This is a genomic window from Haloarcula sp. CBA1122, from assembly GCF_009741785.1.
In the GTDB taxonomy this organism is placed as follows: domain Archaea; phylum Halobacteriota; class Halobacteria; order Halobacteriales; family Haloarculaceae; genus Haloarcula; species Haloarcula hispanica.
Genome location: NZ_WPCB01000058.1, coordinates 1 through 20,987 on the forward strand (window position 1 = coordinate 1; position 20,987 = coordinate 20,987).

The 20,987-nt window shown below is 63.1% G+C and carries 19 protein-coding genes, 1 tRNA gene and 3 pseudogenes; 12 read left to right on the forward strand and 11 right to left on the reverse strand.

Going from position 1 to position 20,987, the window contains the following annotated elements:
• From GJ630_RS16895 to GJ630_RS20380, 4 genes are all read right to left on the reverse strand, one after another.
• On the reverse strand, positions 1-1,208 hold a 1,208-nt coding region (locus tag GJ630_RS16895; RefSeq protein WP_197427662.1), incomplete at its 3' end, for an ATPase, T2SS/T4P/T4SS family.
• Positions 1,201-1,674, reverse strand: coding sequence for a hypothetical protein (locus GJ630_RS16900; protein WP_371727808.1), 474 nt, complete (start codon positions 1,672-1,674; stop codon positions 1,201-1,203). The genes GJ630_RS16895 and GJ630_RS16900, both read right to left, overlap by 8 nt.
• The gene (locus GJ630_RS16905; RefSeq protein WP_191450433.1) at positions 1,671-2,183 is read right to left on the reverse strand and encodes a hypothetical protein; all 513 of its coding nucleotides are present in this window, start codon (positions 2,181-2,183) and stop codon (positions 1,671-1,673) included. The genes GJ630_RS16900 and GJ630_RS16905 overlap by 4 nt, the downstream gene beginning before the upstream one ends.
• Before the next feature lie 91 nt (positions 2,184-2,274).
• Complete coding sequence (locus tag GJ630_RS20380; RefSeq protein ID WP_023843382.1) at positions 2,275-2,397, reverse strand: hypothetical protein; 123 nt, start codon at positions 2,395-2,397, stop codon at positions 2,275-2,277.
• Between the two features lie 190 nt (positions 2,398-2,587).
• Between GJ630_RS20380 and GJ630_RS16910 the strand changes: the two genes are divergently transcribed.
• The 3 genes and pseudogenes from GJ630_RS16910 to rad50 all read left to right on the forward strand — a co-directional run bounded on the left by GJ630_RS16910 (position 2,588) and on the right by rad50 (position 6,971).
• The gene (locus GJ630_RS16910; protein ID WP_064288860.1) at positions 2,588-2,956 is read left to right on the forward strand and encodes a hypothetical protein; all 369 of its coding nucleotides are present in this window, start codon (positions 2,588-2,590) and stop codon (positions 2,954-2,956) included.
• 69 nt (positions 2,957-3,025) lie between these two features.
• Positions 3,026-4,283: pseudogene (gene mre11, locus GJ630_RS16915) on the forward strand (DNA double-strand break repair protein Mre11).
• A gap of 13 nt (positions 4,284-4,296) precedes the next feature.
• Positions 4,297-6,971: pseudogene (gene rad50 / locus GJ630_RS16920) on the forward strand (DNA double-strand break repair ATPase Rad50).
• A gap of 24 nt (positions 6,972-6,995) precedes the next feature.
• Here the strand turns inward: rad50 and GJ630_RS16925 are convergent.
• The 3 genes from GJ630_RS16925 to GJ630_RS16935 are packed head-to-tail and all read right to left on the reverse strand — an operon-like array spanning position 6,996 to position 8,084.
• A complete protein-coding gene (locus GJ630_RS16925; RefSeq protein ID WP_064288863.1) occupies positions 6,996-7,418 on the reverse strand; it encodes a hypothetical protein in 423 nt (140 codons plus the stop codon).
• Between the two features lie 27 nt (positions 7,419-7,445).
• Positions 7,446-7,850: a hypothetical protein gene (locus GJ630_RS16930; RefSeq protein ID WP_044951976.1), complete on the reverse strand. Its 405-nt coding sequence runs from the start codon at positions 7,848-7,850 to the stop codon at positions 7,446-7,448.
• 42 nt (positions 7,851-7,892) lie between these two features.
• Positions 7,893-8,084, reverse strand: a complete 192-nt coding sequence (locus tag GJ630_RS16935; protein ID WP_004517169.1) for a hypothetical protein — start codon at positions 8,082-8,084, stop codon at positions 7,893-7,895.
• Between the two features lie 107 nt (positions 8,085-8,191).
• On the opposite strand from GJ630_RS16935, the gene GJ630_RS16940 reads away from it, so the two are divergent.
• From GJ630_RS16940 to GJ630_RS16975, 8 genes are all read left to right on the forward strand, one after another.
• The gene (locus GJ630_RS16940; protein WP_191450435.1) at positions 8,192-10,999 is read left to right on the forward strand and encodes a DNA-directed DNA polymerase; all 2,808 of its coding nucleotides are present in this window, start codon (positions 8,192-8,194) and stop codon (positions 10,997-10,999) included.
• A 125-nt stretch (positions 11,000-11,124) separates the two neighbouring features.
• The gene (locus GJ630_RS16945; protein ID WP_014041049.1) at positions 11,125-12,057 is read left to right on the forward strand and encodes an ABC transporter ATP-binding protein; all 933 of its coding nucleotides are present in this window, start codon (positions 11,125-11,127) and stop codon (positions 12,055-12,057) included.
• A gap of 36 nt (positions 12,058-12,093) precedes the next feature.
• Positions 12,094-13,524 (forward strand): Fe-S cluster assembly protein SufB, encoded by a 1,431-nt coding sequence (sufB, locus tag GJ630_RS16950; RefSeq protein ID WP_064288868.1) that lies wholly within the window; start codon positions 12,094-12,096, stop codon positions 13,522-13,524.
• 2 nt (positions 13,525-13,526) lie between these two features.
• The gene (gene sufD / locus GJ630_RS16955; RefSeq protein WP_191450437.1) at positions 13,527-14,738 is read left to right on the forward strand and encodes a Fe-S cluster assembly protein SufD; all 1,212 of its coding nucleotides are present in this window, start codon (positions 13,527-13,529) and stop codon (positions 14,736-14,738) included.
• Positions 14,739-15,080: 342 nt separating this feature from the next.
• On the forward strand, positions 15,081-15,563 hold the full coding sequence (locus tag GJ630_RS16960; RefSeq protein WP_008312442.1) for a hypothetical protein: 483 nt from the start codon (positions 15,081-15,083) through the stop codon (positions 15,561-15,563).
• Positions 15,560-15,994, forward strand: a complete 435-nt coding sequence (locus GJ630_RS16965; protein ID WP_014041045.1) for a metal-dependent transcriptional regulator — start codon at positions 15,560-15,562, stop codon at positions 15,992-15,994. The genes GJ630_RS16960 and GJ630_RS16965 overlap by 4 nt, the downstream gene beginning before the upstream one ends.
• A 135-nt stretch (positions 15,995-16,129) precedes the next feature.
• Positions 16,130-16,202: transfer RNA gene (locus tag GJ630_RS16970), tRNA-Gln, on the forward strand.
• 283 nt (positions 16,203-16,485) lie between these two features.
• Positions 16,486-17,214 carry a GNAT family N-acetyltransferase gene (locus GJ630_RS16975; protein ID WP_014041044.1) on the forward strand — a complete coding sequence of 243 codons (729 nt, stop codon included), beginning with the start codon at positions 16,486-16,488 and terminating at the stop codon, positions 17,212-17,214.
• Here GJ630_RS16975 and GJ630_RS16980 read toward each other — a convergent pair whose 3' ends face one another.
• Positions 17,215-17,412, reverse strand: a complete 198-nt coding sequence (locus GJ630_RS16980; RefSeq protein WP_008312456.1) for a hypothetical protein — start codon at positions 17,410-17,412, stop codon at positions 17,215-17,217.
• Positions 17,413-17,699: 287 nt separating this feature from the next.
• On the opposite strand from GJ630_RS16980, the gene GJ630_RS16985 reads away from it, so the two are divergent.
• Positions 17,700-18,416 carry an HD domain-containing protein gene (locus tag GJ630_RS16985; RefSeq protein ID WP_008312457.1) on the forward strand — a complete coding sequence of 239 codons (717 nt, stop codon included), beginning with the start codon at positions 17,700-17,702 and terminating at the stop codon, positions 18,414-18,416.
• On the opposite strand, the gene GJ630_RS16990 is transcribed toward GJ630_RS16985, so the two are convergent.
• From GJ630_RS16990 to GJ630_RS17000, 3 genes and pseudogenes are all read right to left on the reverse strand, one after another.
• Positions 18,411-19,109: a LysE family translocator gene (locus GJ630_RS16990; protein WP_014041043.1), complete on the reverse strand. Its 699-nt coding sequence runs from the start codon at positions 19,107-19,109 to the stop codon at positions 18,411-18,413. The genes GJ630_RS16985 and GJ630_RS16990 overlap by 6 nt on opposite strands.
• A gap of 37 nt (positions 19,110-19,146) precedes the next feature.
• Entirely contained in the window at positions 19,147-20,037 is an 891-nt protein-coding gene (locus tag GJ630_RS16995; protein ID WP_014041042.1) for a coiled-coil protein, read from the reverse strand.
• A gap of 267 nt (positions 20,038-20,304) precedes the next feature.
• Positions 20,305-20,987, reverse strand: a pseudogene (locus GJ630_RS17000) (hydrolase); the annotation flags it as partial.

Sequence of the window (20,987 nt, forward strand, 5' to 3'; positions counted from 1 at the left end):
CAGAGCAACGCCCCGAGCGTCGTCGTCTTGCCCGCGCCGCGGGGGCCGGCGACGAGGCAGGCCCCGCCGCGCTCCGCGGCGACGGAGAGCAGCCCGGCGACGGCTGTCGGCATCGTCCCGTTGTCGACGAAGTCGGCCAGCCGCCACACGTCGCTGTCGTGGGCGCGAAAGGCGAAAGCGAGGCCGTCACTGACCGGTTTGCTCACGCCAGCGACGCGAATCTGCCGGTCAGCCACCGTCGCCGTTGCATCGAGCGTCGGGCTCGCTCGCGAGAATGCCCGGCCGCTCGACCGTCTGAACGTCGACGCCAGCGTGTTCGCGCCCGCCGGCGTCAGGCGGACATTCGTCCGCATCGTCTCGCCGTCACAACGCACTCGGAGCCGGGTATCACTCACTGGGGCTGTCGCGAACACGTCGGACACCCGCTGATCGGCGAAGATATCTTCCAGAATCCCGAGCCCGCCCGTGTGTTTCTCCAGCACGGCACCGACAGCGGTTGCCGTCGTGCTGTTGTTGGCCACCGCGCCAGCTGCGTCGTAGGGGTGACAGCCGCCGTCGACGGCAGCGGTCGCGACTCGCTCGTACGCATCAACGAGCGTTTCCATCGTGTCCGCGTCGAACCGCTGTTCGCGGGGCTCGATATGATACATCGGCAGCCGGTCGCCGTCCGTGTCGTATCGCCGAACGACGGCCTCTGTCGGGAGCGTCTGCTGGTCCCGAAGCGCTGCGTCCACTGGTGGCGCTGCCCCGACGCGGGTGTCGCTAATCGTTGGCCCAGTGTATGCAGTGAGCGCCTGCTCGCTGGTATCGAAGCTTTCTGTGGCGACCGCCAACCCGGTCTCCGCCGCCAGGTCAGCGACCGGCCCCGCTCGGCCGACTGCCTCCGCGGCGGCAGCGACGGGGTCCCGGCGAGCGCGGTCTGCGAGGCGGTCGTCCAGCGAGGCGACTCTGGTCGCGAACCGGCCAGCCGCGGTGAGTACCGCCGCCGCCCGGTCGACGTACACTCGCTCCTGTCCTGCTTGCTCCGTGACGACGGTATCGATACCGGTCGACGAGAGCGAATCGACGACCGTCGCCCGGCAGTCAGCCGACGCGGCGAGGTCGCCACCGCCCGGACACTGGTCCGCCGTCACTACCAGCCGCTCACCCTCGATTGCCGTTTCACAGCGGCAGTCCGACGCCGATGACCCGAAGAGCCACTCACGCATGGCTCCCCCTCACCGCGGCTTCGGACTTAAACCGATGGACCCGCAGCACCCGCTGGCCGTCCGACCGCGTCAAGACGAACACGAGTCGATGTGTACCGGGTTCGTCGAGCCGGTCGGTCGACGCCGTCGTTCGGATCGGGATGCCGACCAGCTGCTCGGTCCGCTTCCGGGACTCGACGGTCCAGGTCGCGACGCTGACACCGGCCCGCTCCGCGAACTGCAGGTGACTGACGCCGGCATTCGTGTAGGTCCGCGGGGGGAGTCGTATCTCCACCGCGCGCCGCGCGTCGCCGTTTACCGTCGCGTCGTCAGTCTCAACTAAAGTGGTCAATTCGGCCCCCAGTTCGTCCAGTTGACGCTCCATGGAACCACTGGCCGCGTCTGCTCGGGCCGTCGATAACGCCAGCGCTGTTACACCGACAAGTGCGGTCATGACTGCGACGGCGAGAACCAGCCGGTATATCACAGCAGCGCACGAATACGTCCGATAACGCCCGTATCAGTGGTCTCATCGTCGGGGTCACCGCCGTCGGTGATGGCGGAGAAATCGGTCGGTTTCCCGGTCGTGGCGTTCGCTTCTGTGTGCTCGCCGCTATCCGACAAGCCTGGATGGCCTTGTACCGCCTCCGCCCGTAACTGGTCGGTCCCCGCCGCTGATGGGTCAGATGCCGACGGCGATGCCAGTTCCTCGTCGAGTCGGACTTCCAGTCGGTTGGTCGCCGCCAGCGCCGCGTCGGCGCGTTGCTCGACATCTTCGTTGACCGCGCGGATGTTCCCCACGTAGCCGCGGAGGGCCTGCGTGGCGGCTTCGAGCTCCGCCGTCCGCTCGTCGATGTCGTCGATACGCTGCTCGACGGTGGCCACGCGGCTCTCCAACTCAGCGAGTTCCGTCACCTCCGGGAACTCAGTCGTTCCGTCCGTGACCGCGCGTTCGACCGTGCGGAGCCGTTCGGCCAGCGTCTCGATATCTGTCATGCCCGGCCCTGGTCGCGTGCTGGTATTTGAACGCTCGGACGGGGGACTGCGGGAAGCGTACCGGCTGCTGCCAGCAAGTGCTCGTCCCGCCTCACCCGCCGAGGATGAACAGCGCGAGGACGACGGAAATGAGCAGGGTTGCCAGAATCAGTAGCGCGACGATTGTGACCGGGGAGAGCGCGTTGTCGTCGGAGCGGAGTGCGCGTAGAGACATTGTGGAGGCCATCCGACAGTGGATTTTCGTCCTGTACCACCGGGACTGGGCTGTTAATTCTATCGAACCAGTCACCTCGCCAAACTGTACGCTTTTTCAATCGGTTCGAGTTGAACGGGTTCTCGAACGCGCCATCAACTGACCCGGAGCCAGCAAACGTTTATTTCGGATGCCGTGGCCACGCCGTTCTATGGCCGATAGCGACCAGGTGAAAGCGGCACTCGCGGCACTAGCTGACGGGGAGGCCGACAACAGCGACGACGGAGGCGGGACGATGGGAATAGCCGACGGAGAGGGCGACTGTAGCGCAGGCCGGATTAGAACCCACGATACAGGCGGCAACGCCGACTATCGGACAGTCATTGAGCGAGCGACCCAGGCGACCGACGATTTAGACGAGGCGGTCGCCTTCGTCGAGACGTTCGGTGTCGGGCGACTCGAAGCGGCCGTCGCACAGGCCGAACACGAAGTGAGCGGGTTGGCCGACGAGGGCCGGGCGGCTCTGCGAGCGTTCCGGCGGTACCGGGACGCCGCGGCGGGGCCCAGCGATGGGTCGTAGCCACCGGGTCGACCACTCTCACTGCGGTCACGATACCCCTTTAGGTGGCGCTGGCTTACGGGTGGGCAAATGACACGGGTGATACACACCGGCGATACCCACGTCGGGTATCAGCAGTACAACGTCCCCGACCGACGGGACGACTTCCTCGATGCGTTCCGGCAGGTGGTCCGAGACGCCATCGCGGACGACGCCGACGCCGTCGTCCACGCCGGTGACCTGTTCCACGACCGCCGTCCGGCGCTGGCTGATATCATGGGCACGCTGACCGTTCTCGAAGAACTCTCCGAAGCCGATGTTCCGTTTCTCGCCGTCGTGGGTAACCATGAAGCCAAACGGGACGCCCCAGTGGCTCGATTTGTACGAGTCGCTGGGCTTGGCGACGCGGCTCGACGACGAGCCGACGGTCGTCGGCGACACCGCCTTCTACGGCCTCGATTTCGTCCCGCGCTCGCAGCGCGACGACCTCGACTACGACTTCGCCGCCCACGACGCCGACAGCGCCGCGCTGGTCACTCACGGCCTGTTCCAGCCCTTCGACTACGGCGACTGGGACGCCGAAGAAATCCTGGCCGAGTCGTCGGTGACCTTCGACGCGATGTTGCTCGGCGACAACCACGACCCCGGCAAACAGCAGGTCGAGGACGCCTGGGTCACCTACTGCGGGTCGACCGAGCGCGCAAGTGCGAGCGAACGAGAGGACCGCGGCTACAATATCGTCACCTTCGACGATGAGGTCCGTATCACCCGCCGCGGCCTCGACACCCGCGAGTTCGTCTTCGTCGACGTTGACCTCGGCCCGGAAGAGGGTGTCGAACGGGTTCGGAGCCGCGTCGGCCAGCACGACCTGGAGGACGCCGTCGTCATTGTCTCTATCAGCGGCGACGGCGACCCAGTGACCCCAGCCAGCGTCGAATCGTTCGCGCTTGACCGAGGGGCGCTCGTGGCTCGCGTCACCGACCACCGGGAAATTACGGCCGAGGAGCAAGAAACGGATATCAGCTTCGCCGACCCCGACGACGCCGTCACCGAGCGCGTCCGCGACCTCGGACTGAGTGAGGCCGCCCACGACATCGACGAGACCATTCGCGCCTCGAAGGTCGCCGATGCGAGCGTCAAAGACGAGGTCGAACGGCACGTTCGTGAACTGCTCTCTAAGGGTTCAGACGCCCTCGCAGCCGACGCTGAGACGGCCGCGAGCGATGGAGCAGACGGCACAGATGCGGCCGCAAGCACGGACGAGGACGATACTGAAGACGGAGCGGCGGTGAACGAGGCCGACGGCACAGACGACGATGGCCAGGCGAGCGTCGAGGAGTTCCTGTAATGGAGGGTCGACAATGAAATTCGAACGCGTCAAACTATCCAACTTCAAGTGCTACGACGATGCTGACCTGCGACTGGACAACGGCGTGACCGTCATCCACGGGCTCAACGGGAGCGGGAAGTCCTCCCTGCTTGAGGCCTGTTTCTTCGCGCTGTACGGCTCGAAAGCGCTGGACGAAAACCTCGGTGACGTGGTCACCATCGGGGCCGACGACTGTACTGTCGAACTGTGGTTTTCCCACGCCGGCGGCGACTACCACCTCACGCGCCGGGTCCGCGCGACCGGAGCGCAGCCGACAACGGCGAAATGCGTTCTGGAGACGCCCGAAGGGAACTACGAAGGCGCGCGCGATGTGCGCCGACGCGTTACGGAACTCCTGCGGATGGACAGCGAGGCGTTCGTCAACTGCGCCTACGTCCGTCAGGGCGAGGTGAACAAACTCATCAACGCCTCCCCCGGCGACCGGCAGGATATGCTCGACGACCTCCTGCAACTCGGGAAACTGGAGGCGTACCGCGAGCGGGCCAGCGATGCCCGCGTCGGCGTCGGCCGCGTGCGCGATGACAAACAGGGGGCACTCTCACAACTCGACGAGCAGATTCAGGAGAAAGAGGAGAAAGAGCTTCACGAGCGCCTGAACAGTTTGGAAACGCAGGAATCCAATCTGCAGGACGAGATCGAGCACATCGAGGACCAGAAGGCCACCGCCGAGGAGACGCTCACCCAGGCCGAGTCCGTCCTCGAAGAGTACGAAGAGAAACGCGACGAACTGTCGACCCTCGAAGCCGACATCGAGGATCTGGAAGCGACTATCACCGAGACGGAGACGGAACGAACCGAGCTCAAAGAGCAGATCAGCGACCTGCAGGACCACCGGGAGTCGCTACGGGAGGAGCTCTCGGAAACGGTGGCCGAAACAGACCTCGACAGCGCAGAGCCGGACCCGGACACCGTCGACGCGCGACTCGACGAACTGCAGTCCCGCGACGACGACCTGCAGAGCCGAATCGAGGACCAGCGCGTGGACGCGAAGGAACACAGCAGCACCGCCGACGCGCTGGCCGAGAGCGCCACCGACCTCGAATCGCGGGCCGAGGACAAGCGCGAGGAGGCCGACGAACTGGAAGCCGATCTCGAAGCGGCGCGGGAGACCATCGCCGAGCGCCGCGAACAGATCAGCGACATCGATGACCAGACCGCTGACCTCGAAGCCGAGTTCGAGGATGGGCCGACCAGCCGCGAGGAGGCACAGTCGTACAAGGAATCCGTCGCCAGTGACCTCGAAGAGGCCCGGAAGCGGGTAACCGAACTGGAGACGAAGCTAAAGAACGAGCGGGAGTCACTCGAAGAAGCCGAGGCGCTGCTGGAGGCCGGCAAGTGCCCCGAATGCGGGCAGGACGTGGCCGAGTCGCCCCACGTCGACTCCATCGAGGACGACCGCGAGCGGATATCGGAGCTGGAGGCCACGCTTACCGACGCCCGCGAGGACGTCGAAGCCCTAGAGTCGAAACACGAGACGGCGAAAGCGCTGGTCGAGACTGCGACGAGCTATCGACGCTCGAAAACAACCGCTCGAATATCGTCCAACTCGTCGAGGAGAAGGAGAACGGGCTGGACGCGGATCAGGAGCGCATCGAGACGCTCCGCAAGGAAGCAGCGGACCACGAGTCCGAGGCCGAGACGAAACGCGAGAAGGCGGCCGAGGCCCGCGAACAGGCCGAGGACTGCCGTTCGGTCGTCGCCGAATGCAACCAGGAGCGCCAGCAGGTCAAGCAGTCAATCGAGCATCTGGAGCGGGTCGAAGACCTCCTTGGGAACATCGACGACTGCGACGACGACATCGAGCGCCTGCGCGAGAAGCGCAGTCAGCAAGCCGAACTGAACGACCAGCGCCGCGAACAGCTCGCGGAGAAACGCGAGCGCAAGCAGGACCTGGCTGAGTCGTTCGACGAGGACCGTATCGAAGAAGCGAGAAGTGAGAAGCAGCGCGCGAAAAAGTACATCGAGCAGGCCGAGGAAGCACTGGCGGAGAAACGCGAAAAGCGCGACGAACTCCAGAACGCCATCGGCGGCGTCACAAACGAGATCGAGGAGCTGGAGTCGCTACGGGAGCGCCGCGAGGACCTCGAAGCGACCCTAGAGAAACTCGAAACGCTGTACGAGGAGACAGAGGAACTACAGGAAATGTACGGCACACTTCGGGCGGAACTGCGCCAGCGCAACGTCGAAACGCTCGAACGGATGCTCAATCAGACGTTCGATCTGGTGTATCAGAACGATTCCTATTCCCACATCGAACTCGACGGGCAGTACCAGCTGACGGTGTATCAAAAGGACGGCGAGCCGCTGGAGCCCGAACAGCTCTCCGGCGGCGAGCGGGCGCTGTTCAACCTCAGCCTGCGGTGTGCCATCTACCGGTTGCTCGCGGAGGGTATCGAAGGCGCAGCGCCGATGCCGCCGCTCATCCTCGACGAGCCGACGGTGTTTCTGGACTCGGGCCACGTCACGCAACTGCTTGACCTCGTGGAGTACATGCGCGACGAGGTCGGCGTCGAGCAGATTCTGGTGGTCAGCCACGACGAAGAACTGGTCGGTGCGGCGGACGACCTCGTCCGCGTTGAGAAAGACGCCACGACCAACCGCTCACGGGTCGAGCAGGTCGAAGCAACGGTCGCAGAACTGGCCTGAGCCTGGTGCGGTAGTGACTTGCCCTCAGTCCCGAAGCTGAGCGAGCCCGTCGCTGGCAGTCTCAGTTGTGTCGTACCCTCGCTGGCCGTGGACCGTCGCCTCTGTAAGCAGGCCGGCGGCGCGGAACTCGGCCAGCAGGCCATGCAGGTCACTCTCACAGAGGTCGTAGGCCGAAAGCAGCTCTGCCACGGAGACCGGCCCACGCTCGTCGAGTTCCACGAGCAGGCCAAGTGCCTGGTCGTCGTGGGCCGCTGTGAGGACGCGACGAGCGGCGTCGGGAACCGCTGCGGCGGCCGTGGCCAGCGGTGACTCACCCTCGATGGGTTCGAGATCGGCGTTCGGGACGTGGCGCTGTTCGCCGGTTTCGGGGTCCCGGACCAGACTCGACTCGGTGGACTCCTTCAGCAGTAAGTAACGCGTGCCGTCGTTGTCCCGCACAGTACGCATATGGCCGTCCGTAGCTGATCGGGCCGGTTAGCCGTTGTGGTCGCCTGACTCCGCGCTGTCAGGCTGGGTATCCGTTGTCTCGGCTGTTTCGCCCTCGTCGTCGTCCGATTTGCGCTCCCGCTCGAACTTCACGTACCGAAACGTTCCGTAGCCGAAGGCGATGACGCCCACGAGGAAGATACGAATCCCGAGGTCGACCTGCCCCTCGAAGTAGGCCAGCATCGGCCCGAGCGAGAGGGCCAGCAGCGCGACGTTGAACACGATAACGAGCCTGACGAACAGGCCCGTGGCCTCGCCGTCGTAATCGCTGTCTGACGGCGAGGGTACGTCCGGGCCGAGGCTCTCCGGATCGAACTCAGCGGGTTCGTGCTCGCTCTTTTCGGAGAGAACCCCCGGGCTCTGGTTGGGGTCGTCCTCGCCGGGGATATCCATCACAGGCGCATTACGTCGTCCGGCAAATAAAAGGACTCTGTGTCAGGCGATCTCCTGTAAGGTGAGCGCCGTATCGGTCTGCAGCCACGCGAGAGGGTTCTCGGCGTCGTAAAACACTGTCCCCTCCTCGGTCTCGTAGGTCTCGGTCGTCTGGATGGCGTCCGGGAGCGCCGGCTCCGACCGCAGTTCTTCGGACCTATCCGCCTCGCCGTGGGGGGATGCGTGGTGCGACATTGGCCGTCAAACTTGGGTATGGTACTCGATGGCATATACTTTCTGCCTGTGGCAACATCCCGCCGACCGTCGGTGTTTTTATGCGGCATCTCGAAGCATGGCCAAGAATGAGTGACGGGACCCAGGGCACGCTGGGGGACTTCGAGCAAGGCGCGGACGAGGACCGCCCGGTCGCCGACGAAGCGGCAGCTATCGCGGGCAACGGTGGGAGCGACACCGGCGGGACGAGCGTCGTCGACATCGACGAGCGCCAGTTCCCGCCGGTCGAGGAGACCGTCGAGTTCGTCGTCACGCAGGTCGATTACACCATCGAAGGGCAGGGCGACGACGAGTTCCCGGTCGTCCACGTCTTCGGGCGCACCGACGACAACGAACCGATACACGCGCGGGTCTTCGATTTCAAGCCGTACTTCTACGCACCGACCGACAGCGTCACCGAGGACGAGCTCCGCCAGTACGACAGCATCACCGACTGGAAAGCGGCCGACGAGGACGGAGAGCCCTACGAGTCGATTCGCGGTGAGCGCCTGACGAAGATATTCGGACGGACGCCCCGCGACGTGGGGAAAATCCGCGACGACTTCGACCACTACGAGGCGGACATCCTCTTTCCGAACCGCCTGCTCATCGACAAAGACATCACGAGCGGCGTTCGCGTCCCCGCCCGCGAACTCGACGACGGCAGCCTGAAAGTCCATCACGAGGAGATAACGCCGGTCGAAGCCCACGCCGACCCGCGGGTCAACACCTTCGACATCGAGGTCGACGACCGCCACGGCTTCCCCGAGGACGGCGAGGAGCCCATCATCTGTCTCACTTCTCACGACTCCTACCGCGACGAGTATGTCGTCTGGCTGTACGAGTCCCCCGACGGCATCGACGGCCCCGAGGCGCTGGCCGGCTACGAGCCGATTCGGGAAGATTTCGAGGCCGACGTTCGGGTTTTCGACGAGGAGGAGGCCATGCTGGAGGCCTTTGTCGACTACATCGTCGACACGGACCCTGACGTGCTGACTGGCTGGAACTTCGACGACTTCGACGCGCCGTACTTCCTCGACCGGCTGGAGGAACTCCAGAGCTACAACCACGACTTCGACCTCCAGATAGACCGCCTCTCGCGGGTCGACGAGGTCTGGCGCTCGGGCTGGGGCGGCCCGGACATCAAGGGCCGGGTCGTCTTCGACCTTCTCTATGCCTACAAGCGCACCCAGTTCACCGAACTCGAATCCTACCGGCTCGACGCCGTCGGCGAGCAGGAACTCGGCGTCGGCAAGGAACGCTACACCGGCGACATCGGCGATCTCTGGGAACAGGACCCCGAGCAGCTACTGGAGTACAACCTCCGGGACGTGGAGCTGTGTGTCGAACTCGACCGCGAGCAGGACATCATCGACTTCTGGGACGAAGTCCGTACCTTCGTCGGCTGCAAACTGGAAGACGCCACCACGCCCGGCGACGCCGTCGACATGTACGTCCTCCACAAGCTCCACGGCGAGTTCGCGCTCCCCTCGAAAGGCCAACAGGAGAGCGAGGACTACGAGGGCGGGGCCGTGTTCGACCCCATCACCGGCGTTCGTGAAAATGTCACGGTTCTAGACTTGAAATCATTGTACCCGATGTGCATGGTGACGACTAACGCCAGCCCGGAGACAAAGGTCGACCCCGATGCCTACGACGGCGACACCTACCGCGCGCCCAACGGCACCCACTTCCGGAAAGAACCGGACGGCGTCATCCGGGAGATGGTCGACGAACTCCTGTCAGAACGAGAGGAAAAGAAGACCAAGCGAAATGAATTCGATCCCGAAAACCCGGAGTATGGGCGCTTAGACCGCCAGCAAGCGGCAGTTAAGGTGATAATGAACTCGTTATACGGCGTTTTGGGATGGGATCGCTTCCGCCTCTACGACAAGGAGATGGGAGCCGCCGTTACCGCCACCGGTCGCGAGGTCATCGACTACACCGACGAAGTCGTTGCCGACGAGGGGTACGAGGTCGTCTACGGCGACACCGACTCCGTCATGCTCCAGCTTGGCGATGTGGGTCCCAACGACGTAGAAGGCGACGTCGAAATCACCGACGAGATGCGCGAGAAGCACCCCGAAATGGGTGACGACGAACTCGAACTCATCGCCACGACCATTCAGAAAGGGTTCGAGCTGGAGGAGACGATCAACGCCTCTTACGACGAGTTCGCGATGGAGCAGCTCAACGCCGAGTTCCACCGCTTCGAGATCGAGTTCGAGAAGCTCTACCGGCGGTTCTTCCAGGCGGGGAAAAAGAAGCGCTACGCGGGCAACATCGTCTGGAAGGAGGGCAAGCACGTCGACGACATCGACATCACGGGCTTCGAGTACCAGCGCTCGGATATCGCCCCCATCACCAAACGGGTCCAGAAAGAGGTCATCGACCGCATCGTCCGCGGTGAGGATGCCGAGTCCATCAAGCAGTATGTCAGCGATGTTATCGAGGATTATCAGGACGGCAACGTCAACTACGACGACGTGGGCATTCCCGGCGGCATCGGGAAGAAACTCGACAACTACGACACCGACACCGCACAGGTCCGGGGCGCGAAGTACGCCAACCTCCTGCTGGGGACGAATTTCCAGAGCGGGTCGAAGCCAAAGCGGCTGTATCTCGACCGAGTCCACTCGGATTTCTTCCAGCGAATCGAGGACGAGGAGGGGCTGGACCCCCAGCGGGACCCGCTGTACGGCGAGTTCCGACGGGACCCCGACGTGATCTGCTTCGAGTACGCGGACCAGATTCCCGAGGAGTTCGAAATCGACTGGGACAAGATGCTCGATAAGACGCTGAAAGGCCCGATTGCTCGGATTCTGGAAGCCATGGATATCTCTTGGGAGGAGGTCAAGTCCGGTCAGGAACAGACGGGACTCGGGAGCTTCATGTAACCCACAGAATACGGGCGATTACCGCTACGAGAAATATTGTTTCCATATGAAGAAGTTGAGTTCACAGCAATGCGAAAGCTTCATGGGTGAAACGTACCTTCTTTCGGTTGACCTAAGAGATACCTATGGCTAAACTCGAAATCAACAATCTCCACGCAGAAGTCGCAGAAGAGGACGGTGAGACGATTCTCCGCGGTGTCGACCTCGAAGTCGAGTCCGGTGAGATCCACGCGCTGATGGGTCCCAACGGCTCGGGGAAGTCGACGACGGCGAAGATCATCGCCGGCCACCCCGCCTACGAGGTAACCGACGGGGAAGTGCTCATCCACCTCGACGAGAACGAGTTCGGTGACGAGGCAATCCCGGAGGACCTCCGCACCTGGAACCTGCTCGACCTCGAACCGAACGAGCGCGCCGCGCTCGGCATCTTCCTCGGCTTCCAGTACCCGGCCGAGATCGAGGGCGTCACGATGGTGAACTTCCTCCGCACCGCGCTCAACGCCAAGCTCGAAGAGCGCGAGGAACTCTTCGAGGATGACGACGAAGAAGCGGAAGCCGACGCAGAGGGCGGCGACACCAACGAGGACGCCGCCGGCTACGACACCTCCCCGATGGAAGGCAACGTCGAAGAGGGCGAAATCGGCGTCGCCGAGTTCCAGGAGATCCTCCAGGAGAAGATGGAGCAGCTGGACATGGACGAGAAGTTCGCGTCCCGGTATCTCAACGCTGGCTTCTCGGGCGGCGAGAAGAAGCAAAACGAAGTCCTTCAGGCCGCAATCCTCGAGCCCTCCGTTGCCGTGCTCGACGAGATCGACTCCGGGCTGGACATCGACCGACTGCAGGACGTCTCCAACGGCATCAACGCGCTCCGTGACGAGCAGGGCGCGGGCATCCTCCAGATCACCCACTACCAGCGCATCCTCGACTACGTCGAACCCGACCACGTCCACGTAATGCTCGACGGCCAGATCGCCACCTCCGGCGGTGCCGAACTCGCCGAAAAGCTCGAAGACGAAGGGTACGACTGGGTCCGAGAGGAAGCCTACGAGGCCGCGTAACGCCCTTCCGTACACAGCGATAACATTACACACACTATGAGTTCAGATCAAGACCACCTCAAAGAGACCGACACCGAGAAGCGCTTCGAGTTCAAGAAAGAGGAGAAGTCCGCCTTCGAAGCCGAGAAGGGCCTCACGGAGGAGACCATCCGGGTCATCTCCGAAGACAAGGACGAGCCCGAATGGATGCTCGAACGCCGCCTTCGCGCACTCGAGCAGTACCAGGAAATGCCGATGCCGACCGGCTGGCCGGGCGCACCCGACCTCTCCGAGGTCGACGTCGACGAGATCGTCCCGTACATTCGCCCCGACATCGAGACACGCGGCGGCGTCGACGACTGGAACGATCTCCCCGAAGAGATTCAGGACACCTTCGACAAACTGGGCATCCCGGAAGCCGAGAAGAACGCCCTCTCGGGCGTCGGCGCGCAGTACGAGTCCGAGATCGTCTACCAGAACATGCAGGAGCGCTGGGAGGACAAGGGCGTCATCTTCTGTGACATGGACAAGGCCGTCCAGGAGCACGAAGACATCCTCAAAGAGTACTTCATGACCAAGGCCGTGCCGCCGAGCGACAACAAGTTCGCGGCGCTACACGGCGCTATCTGGTCCGGCGGGTCGTTCGTCTACGTCCCCGAGGACACCACGGTCGACATGCCCGTGCAGGCGTACTTCCGCATGAACTCCGACGGCATGGGCCAGTTCGAGCACACGCTCATCATCGCCGAGGAGAACTCCGAGGTCCACTACATCGAGGGCTGTTCCGCCCCGAAGTACTCCGAGTTCAACCTCCACTCCGGCGGCGTCGAAGTGTTCGTCAAGGAGAACGCGCACGTCCAGTACTCGACGGTGCAGAACTGGTCGAAGAACACGTACAACCTCAACACCAAGCGCGCCATCTGCGAGGCCGACGGCACGATGGAGTGGGTCTCGGGCAGCATGGGCTCGAAGGCCACGATGCTGTACCCCTCCACCGTTCTCAAGGGTCCCGGCGCGACGGACAACCACATCACCATCGCCTTCGCCGGCGAGGGCCAGGACATCGACACGGGCGCGAAGGTCTACCACAACGCGCCTGATACGAAATCCACCATCGAGTCCAAGTCCATCAGCAAGGACGGCGGCCGCACGAACTACCGTGGCCTCGTCCACATCGCCGACGGAGCCGAGGACTCCTCGACCTCCGTCGAGTGTGACGCCCTGATGTTCGACAACGAGTCCACGTCGGACACGATGCCGTACATGGAGATCAAGGAGTCCAAAGTCGACGTCGCCCACGAGGCGACCGTCGGCAAGATCGGCGACGAGGACGTCTTCTACCTCCAGTCCCGCGGACTGGACGACGACGACGCGAAGCAGATGATCGTCGCCGGCTTCATCGAGCCGATCACGGAGGAACTGCCGATTGAGTACGCCGTTGAGCTGAACCGCCTCATTGAGCTTGAGATGGAGGGGTCGCTCGGATAACCATGAGTACGCAGGTACACGCCAATCTCACAGAGACCCAGGTGGAACAGATTTCAGACGACCTCGGCGAGCCCGAGTGGCTGCTCAAGACGCGAAAGGACGCGCTCGCAGCGCTCGAAGAGCTCGACATGCCGGACGTCATCCGGACGCCGGGTCGCACCTGGACGAACCTCGACGCGCTCGAATATGAGTCGCTGGTCGACCCGCTCGACTACGCCCAGGACAAGGACCGCGTCGACGCAGAGGGCGTCGAAGTGCTGTCCTGGAGCGAGGCGCTCGACGAGCACGCGGACCTCGTCAAGGAACACTTCGGCAGCGTTGTCGACCCGCAGCGGGACTACCTCACTGCGCTGTCGACGGCCCTGTTCTCGGCCGGGACAGTCGTCTACGTCCCCGAGGGCGTCGACGCCGAGGACGTGAAGATCCGGACAACGATGAACAGCCAGTCGCTGTTCAACTACACGCTCGTCCTCGCCGAGGAGTCCTCCTCGGTCACGATTCTGGAGCGCCAGCAGACGGGCGAGACGACCGACGCTGACCAGTACTACTCCGGTATCGTCGAGGTCGTCGCCGAGGAGAACGCCTACGTCCAGTACGGCGCGCTCCAGAACCTCTCGGAAGAGACCTACAACTTCCAGGTCAAGCGCGGCCACGCCGACACCTACGCCACGGTCAACTGGATCGACGGCAACATCGGCTCCCGCCTGACCAAGTCCAACGTCGAGACCCGACTGCTCGGCGACTCCTCGGAGTCCCAGATTCTCGGGGCCTTCTTCGGCCACGAGGACCAGCACTTCGACATCGCGTCGCGTGTCTGGCACGAGGCCGAACACACCATCGCCGACCTCGTCACCCGCGGCGTCCTCGACGACGACGCCCGTTCGGTGTACGAGGGCGTTCAGGACGTCGGTCGCGAGGCCTGGGACACGTCGTCGTACCAGCGTGAGAACACGCTCATGCTCTCTGACGACTCCGAGGCCGACGCGTCGCCGAAGCTCATCATCAACAACCACGACACCGAGGCCTCCCACTCCGCGACGGTCGGGCAGGTCGACGAAGAGGACATGTTCTACATGACCTCCCGCGGTGTCGACCCTGAGCGAGCGAAGAACATGCTCGTCGAAGGGTTCTACGTCCCCGTGCTCGAAGAAGTGCAGGTCGACGAACTCCGCGAGGACCTCGACCAGCTGATTTACGAGCGTCTTCGTGAGTAGCCGGTAGGCTACGAACGAAGTCTCGGGAGAGCTTTGCTCACCCGGTGTCTGCACGAGTAACGCGAGCACAGGCTCGCGGGAACTCTGTTCCCGCGGCGTCTTCGTGAATAGCCCGTAGGGCTGTAAACGCGGGCTCATCAGAGCGTTGCTTGATGTCGTCTACGCTCATTTCATTCGCGCCGGTATCGTGGCGGTCCGCCTGATACGAGTGCTCGGCAGGCGGAGATTGAGAACGTCCCCTACCGGAGCGAAACGCGGGCTCGACGACAGGGAACCGCTTAAGTCCGGGCCTCCCCGAACTACGTGTATGACTGCAGCACAGTGCCGAGTGGGGGTGTTGCCGTGAGTCTTACACAGCCGGTCGCATCCGACCATCAGCTCGCCCGGTTGCTACAGATCGGTATCGTCCTCGAAGAGGTCGTCGAGGCACGGTCGGCCAAGCATGCCGAGGAAACGAGCGGAGAGCACGAACAGGCGGTGCTCGACCTCCTCGCGCACGCCGAGACGGAGTCGGCCGAGCACCGCCGGCAACTGGAGGCGCTCATCGACGACCTCGAAGCGGACACCGTCCCCTTCGAGGAAATCGAGATGCTAGTCGAGGCCCAGTACGAAGCCGACAAGGACTTCGACGGCGTGCTGTACGACCAACTCTGTAACGAGGAGACGGCGTACAAGTTCTACGACGACCTCATCGAAGCCATCGAGGCGTCCGACGTGACATTCACCATCGACCGCGAGCGGCTGCTTGCCGTGCTGTCGGATATCCGCGAGGACGAAGCAGAGGGTGTCGAAGACGTGACCGACCTGATGGAGGACTATCAATGAACACGCAGGCCCAGTATCTGAAAGCGATCTATCTCACGCAACAGCAAGAAGACGGTCCGGCATCCACCGGCGACGTGGCCGACATGCTCGATGTCAGTCCGGCCAGCGCCAACGAGATGATCGGCAAACTCGAAAACCGAGGGCTGCTGAACCACGAGAAGTACAAGGGCGTCGACCTCACCGACGACGGCATCGCACAGGCTCGCGAGGCGCTCCAGAACTACTGCATCATCGAGCGGTTCCTCATCGAAGTGCTAGAGGTCGAGGAGTTCCAGGCCGAGGCAAAACAACTGGAGGGCGTCATCGACGAAACGGTCGCTGATCGCCTCGATACGATTATCGACCGCGAACCGCAGTGTCCGGACTGTTTCGACCCCGAGGGTGACGTCTGTGGCCTGCTCGAAGTCGAGGCCGAAGTCACCAGCGACTGACCGCCCGCTCTCGAAGCGTTCAAGTGCGTTCCGTCGATTACACCGAATACGGTTAGCTTGCTCACAGCGAGCGCAGTCCCGTGGCGGTGAGCAGAACCGGACGGTTCTGCGAGGTACGCGGGACGAGCGAAGCGAAGTCCCGTGGTGTAGTGGCCAATCATAAGGGCCTTTGGAGCCCTTGACGGCGGTTCGAATCCGCCCGGGACTACTTTTGTCGCGAGCAACACCGCGAGCGACAAATATGTTCAGCGGATTCAAAGCAGGGAGTGGAGCAACGCGGAGCGACCGCGGTTCGAATCCGCCCGAAGTACCCTACGACATGAGCACGAACAGCGCCCGCATTCCTGTCCGACGCGCAAGCGAGTGGACAGGATAGCTACAGGCCGGTCGAGGTCACAATTCGCGGTGTCCTCGCATGAATAGCCCAACGGGTGTCACAAATTCTGACACTGAACTGTAGATTTATGATGTTCCGTGCCAACTAGTGTCATATGAAAATCAGGGAGGCAGTGCCGTCGGATCGGCCGGCTATCCGTGACGTGGCGCGTCGCTCACTAGAGGCGTCGTATTCGCTGGGGCCGAAGGCGATTACGAGCGCTATCGAGGAGTGGTACGACGAAGCGCGCATCGAGGAAGTGCTGGACGACGATAGTAATCGGTTGATTCTCGTCGGTGAGCAGGACGGGCAGGTGGTCGGCCTCTCCGAGAGCGTCCTGTCGGGCGACAGTATCGGGACGATTCTCTGGCTGCACGTCGACCCGGCATACCGCGGCGAGGGGATTGGGTCAGCGTTGTTCGACGAGACCCACGGGGAACTCCATGACCGGGGTGCCGAGACACTCCAGGGGCGCGTGCTGGCCGACAACGTCGAGGGCAACAGCTTCTACGAGGACCGCGGCTTCGAACGCGCCGGCACGGGTGAAGTCGACATCGCCGGACGAACCTACGTCGAGAACCTCTACACCGACGCCGACGAACTCGGTCGCGAACCCGTAACTGACGACGGTCGGACGGTCTACGTCGACCACAACAACCACGAGTCAGGGTCGATGGCGCCGTTCCATGTGGTCCACGTCACAGAGGAGGGCAGCGACCGCTACGGCTACTACTGCAGTAACTGCGAGACGCTGGCGAACGCGATGGACTCGATGGGGCGCATCGAATGTGACAACTGCGGGAACGTTCGCAAGCCGATGCGCTGGGACGCCGCCTACCTGTAATTACGGGGGCGACTGGTCTCCCGAGCGCTGTGACGATTCCTGCCTGTTCGCCGGGACCAGTATCAGCTTGTAGTACAGTCCGAACAGACACAGGGCGATACCGACGCCGACGAGTACGTCAGTCACTGCGTGTTCGTTTATCGCGTGGGTAACGATCGACACATCGCCGACGGGCGTGTGGAGTGGCTGGAGAGGCATATGTACTGATTTATCTATTAGCTGTAAAAAGCCGGACTAATGTTCTCAGCCGTTGAGAACCAGTCGTCGGCAGTCACCCGACAGCGACCCAACTCGACACGGAGTCGGGGCCAGGGATGGTGGCTGTCCGGCGTCCGGACAACCGCTCCGAAGGCCGGTTCTGTGACGCTGTTTGCAGACAGAAATACCGGGTGTGGCAGCCGTTCTCCCTGTCGTAACGCTAAAGAGTCGAACGTACGTCTATATGTGTAAGATGACTATCGAAATCCGTCTCCGGAGGTGGTGCTGTGGGCGTCGAGATTAGGGAGTCACCTGTCTCAGCCGACGCGTTCGAGGATATGAAGGAGTTCGTCCACGACTACCTCGCGGCGAGCGTCGAAAACGAAGAAGAGGGCGGCCGCATGCGCTGGTACCCGTGGCACTCCGCGGAATACCGCTTCAACCACATCCTCAACGTCGTCGACATCGCGACAAAAATCGCCCGCAAGGAAGGGGCGAACGTGGACGTGACTCGCGTGGCAGCGTTGTTTCACGACATCGCGAAACTGGAAGCCGAGCAGGACCTCCACGCGGAAGCCGGCGCTCGGATCGCACGCGAGTACCTGAAGGCACACGGTGACTACCCCGAATCGTTTATCGAACAGGTCTGCTCCGCCGTCGATGCCCACTCGTATCAGGGGCCGCTGGACGACCTACCCCTGGAAGTACAGTGTCTCATCGAGGCGGACATTCTGGATAAGGTGGGCGCGAACGGGACCGCCCTGATGCTGTTGCGGATGGGCTATGAGTCCCGGACGCACATGGACGCGGCCGAGATGGTCGACCGGGTCATCGAGCGCGGCGAGGATGCCCGCGAGCGTGTTCAGAGCGACACCGCTGAGTCCATCGTCCACCAGCGGCTCAAGCGGACCCGCTGGTTCCAGGAGTGGCTGACGATGGAGGTCGCCGAAATGGCCGTCGAAGACGACCTCGATGACGTGGCGACCGGGATGGGCGACTCATAGCGCTCGCAGCAGGAACAGGACGCCGGTCCCGGCGAGAACAGCAGCGCTGACCCACGCGATTAGCGGTGCGAGCCGCTCGATACGCGTTCTCGCGGCGACAATCGCCGCCGGAAACCCCGTGATCCAGAGGCCGATACCGCCGAAAAACCCACCCAGCAGCACCGGATGTCCGGTCTGGACGGTTAGCGCATCAGTCCCGACCGCAGGCACGTACGACGCCACGTCGACCACACCGGGTTCGAGGAGGCCGACGCCGACGGTGAGCCAGAAGGCGACCTGATAGGGGTTGGTCAGCGCCAGCACGAGTGCCTTGCGAAAGCCGCGACTGTCCCCAGACGTGACCGACGAGTCCCCCTCGGTAACTGTTGTATTCGCTTCTTTGACTGCACCGTAGGCGAACCAGAGCATCAGGAGCCCGCCGGCCCCGACCATCACGCGCCGAACGCCTGGCGTCTCGGTGATGACTGTCGCAGCGCCGAGCACGGCGAGCACGAGGAAACAGGCGTCAGCGGTCATCGCGCCGAGGCCGGCGAAAAAGCCGGCCCGCCAGCCCCGCAGTGCGCTCTCCTCAGCAATGACGGCGTTCATCGGACCCGGTGGCGCGGCGAGTGCGAGGCCGAACAGGACTCCACCGAGAGCTGTCGGGACGAGCGAGAGCGCGCCGAGCTGGAGCAGGCCGAGTGAGTGATGCATCTACAATCGGTGAAAACAGAGAGAAAATCCTACAGACTTACAGCTTGCCGGCCTTCTGGAGCTTCATCAGGTCCTCGGTGTCGAGGGTCTCGCCCTCCTTGAACTTCTGATAAATCTCCTCGGCTTCCTCGCGCGCGGCTTCCTGCTTCTCCTCGCGCTGGGAGCGCTCCTGCTCCTCTTCCTTCTTGTCGAGTTCGCGCAGGCGCTTCTGGACGCGGACGAAGTCTTCGTGGTGCTGGTCGGCCGCTTCCTGCGCTTCGACGAACTCCTCGTGCTTCTCGTCGGCCTCGTCACGGATCTCGTCGGCCTCGCGGTAGGCCTCGATCATCTCGTTGTGGTGCTTCTGGGCCTCGTCGGCCAGTTCCGTGACCTTCTGGTGGTGCTTTGAGGCTTCCGAGCGGACCTCTTCCGCTTCCTCTTTGAGCTCTTCGAGGTCGCCGCCCTGGTCGAGCTTCTCCTGTTTCTCCTGGAGCTTCTCGCGCTTGGTCTCGATCTTCTCGATGAGCTCCTTCTCGTCCTCCGAGGAGAGCACTTCGGTCTGTTGCTTGAACTCGAGGTCTTCGATCTCCTCTTTGAGTTGTTCGACCGACGTGCCCTCGTCGAGTTCGAGGTCGTTTTTCAGGTTGTCGACCTTGTCGAACAGCTCGTTTGCTTCCGCATTGAGCTCGTTGCGCTGGTCCTTGTGCTCCTGAACCTGCTCGTTGAGCTCGTCGCGCTTCTCGCGGTGTTCCTGGGCCTCGTCGACCTTCTCGCGAGTCTTCGCGTTCAGGTCGTCACGGGCGGAGGCCCGCTCGGACGCCATCTGGTTCAGCTCGTTCCGTCGGTCGCGGAGCTGGCCGGCGAGTTTGATAAGCTCGCCTTTCGATTTGTTTTCGAGATCCTCTTCGGTTACTGTAACGTTCTTTGATTCGTCTATCGAGTCTGCCATTGTTGAATCCTCTATGCCATCACCGCTTCAGCACAGACAGTCGGCCCACTACTGAGGGGCTGACACCAATAACAAGGGTTCCCTCTCATGTTGGGCTGAAAGCGATACTGCCTGAACGCGGAAGCGTTCTGGTGTCTACAAATAGAGGTGGATATTGTTTAAACATTCCGGTGCATTGAATACCGCGTCAACGTCTCACACTCCCCAATTCGGCGGGTGAACCGGTCCTAACCTCACCGGATTACCCTTGTATATCACGGACATATATTACTGGCTAATGGTGTATTCGTTTTTGACGACCCGCTGCCCGTCGGTGACGGCGAGTGTCACTTCGTCGCCGGCCGACAGCGTGAGCGTGTCGACGGGGACGCGGGCGAAAGGACCGACAGTGTGTTCGGCCTGCTCGCGCTCGCCGTTGCAGTCCCACTCGACGGTGAGGTTCGTGCTCTCCGGCCTGTCGTGGAGGACGACGACGTCCCGCTCTCCGGGACTGGGTGCGGAGAGGACGACCTGTGTGGGCTCGTAGCTGTCGGCGAGCACGTCGTGTGCCGTCTTTTCGCTCCCGTCAGCGGCGAGTACACCCATGCCCGCGTCGCCGACGTCCCGGAGGCTGTCGAGGACGACGACCGGTGCGCGGCGCTGGCGCAATCCCTCGGCCACCTCGCGGACGACGTCAGCCTGGTACGCCTGTGACCCAGCCACCCCGTCGTCGATGTGGCGGTCGTGCCGGGCGCGGTCGAACCCCGGGGTATCCACCGGGTCGGCCGTCCCGAGCGCGCCGGCCCCGAAGCCGGCGACGACGTCGCCGACGCCGAACTGGGAACAGAGCCATGGGAGGTCGGCCGTGTCGCCGTACCGCCACCCCGGGTACAGCGTGGCCGCGTCGGGGTCGATTCCGGGCGGGCCGACCACCGGGAACGTCGGGACGGAGTCCACGGCCCCAGCCACGG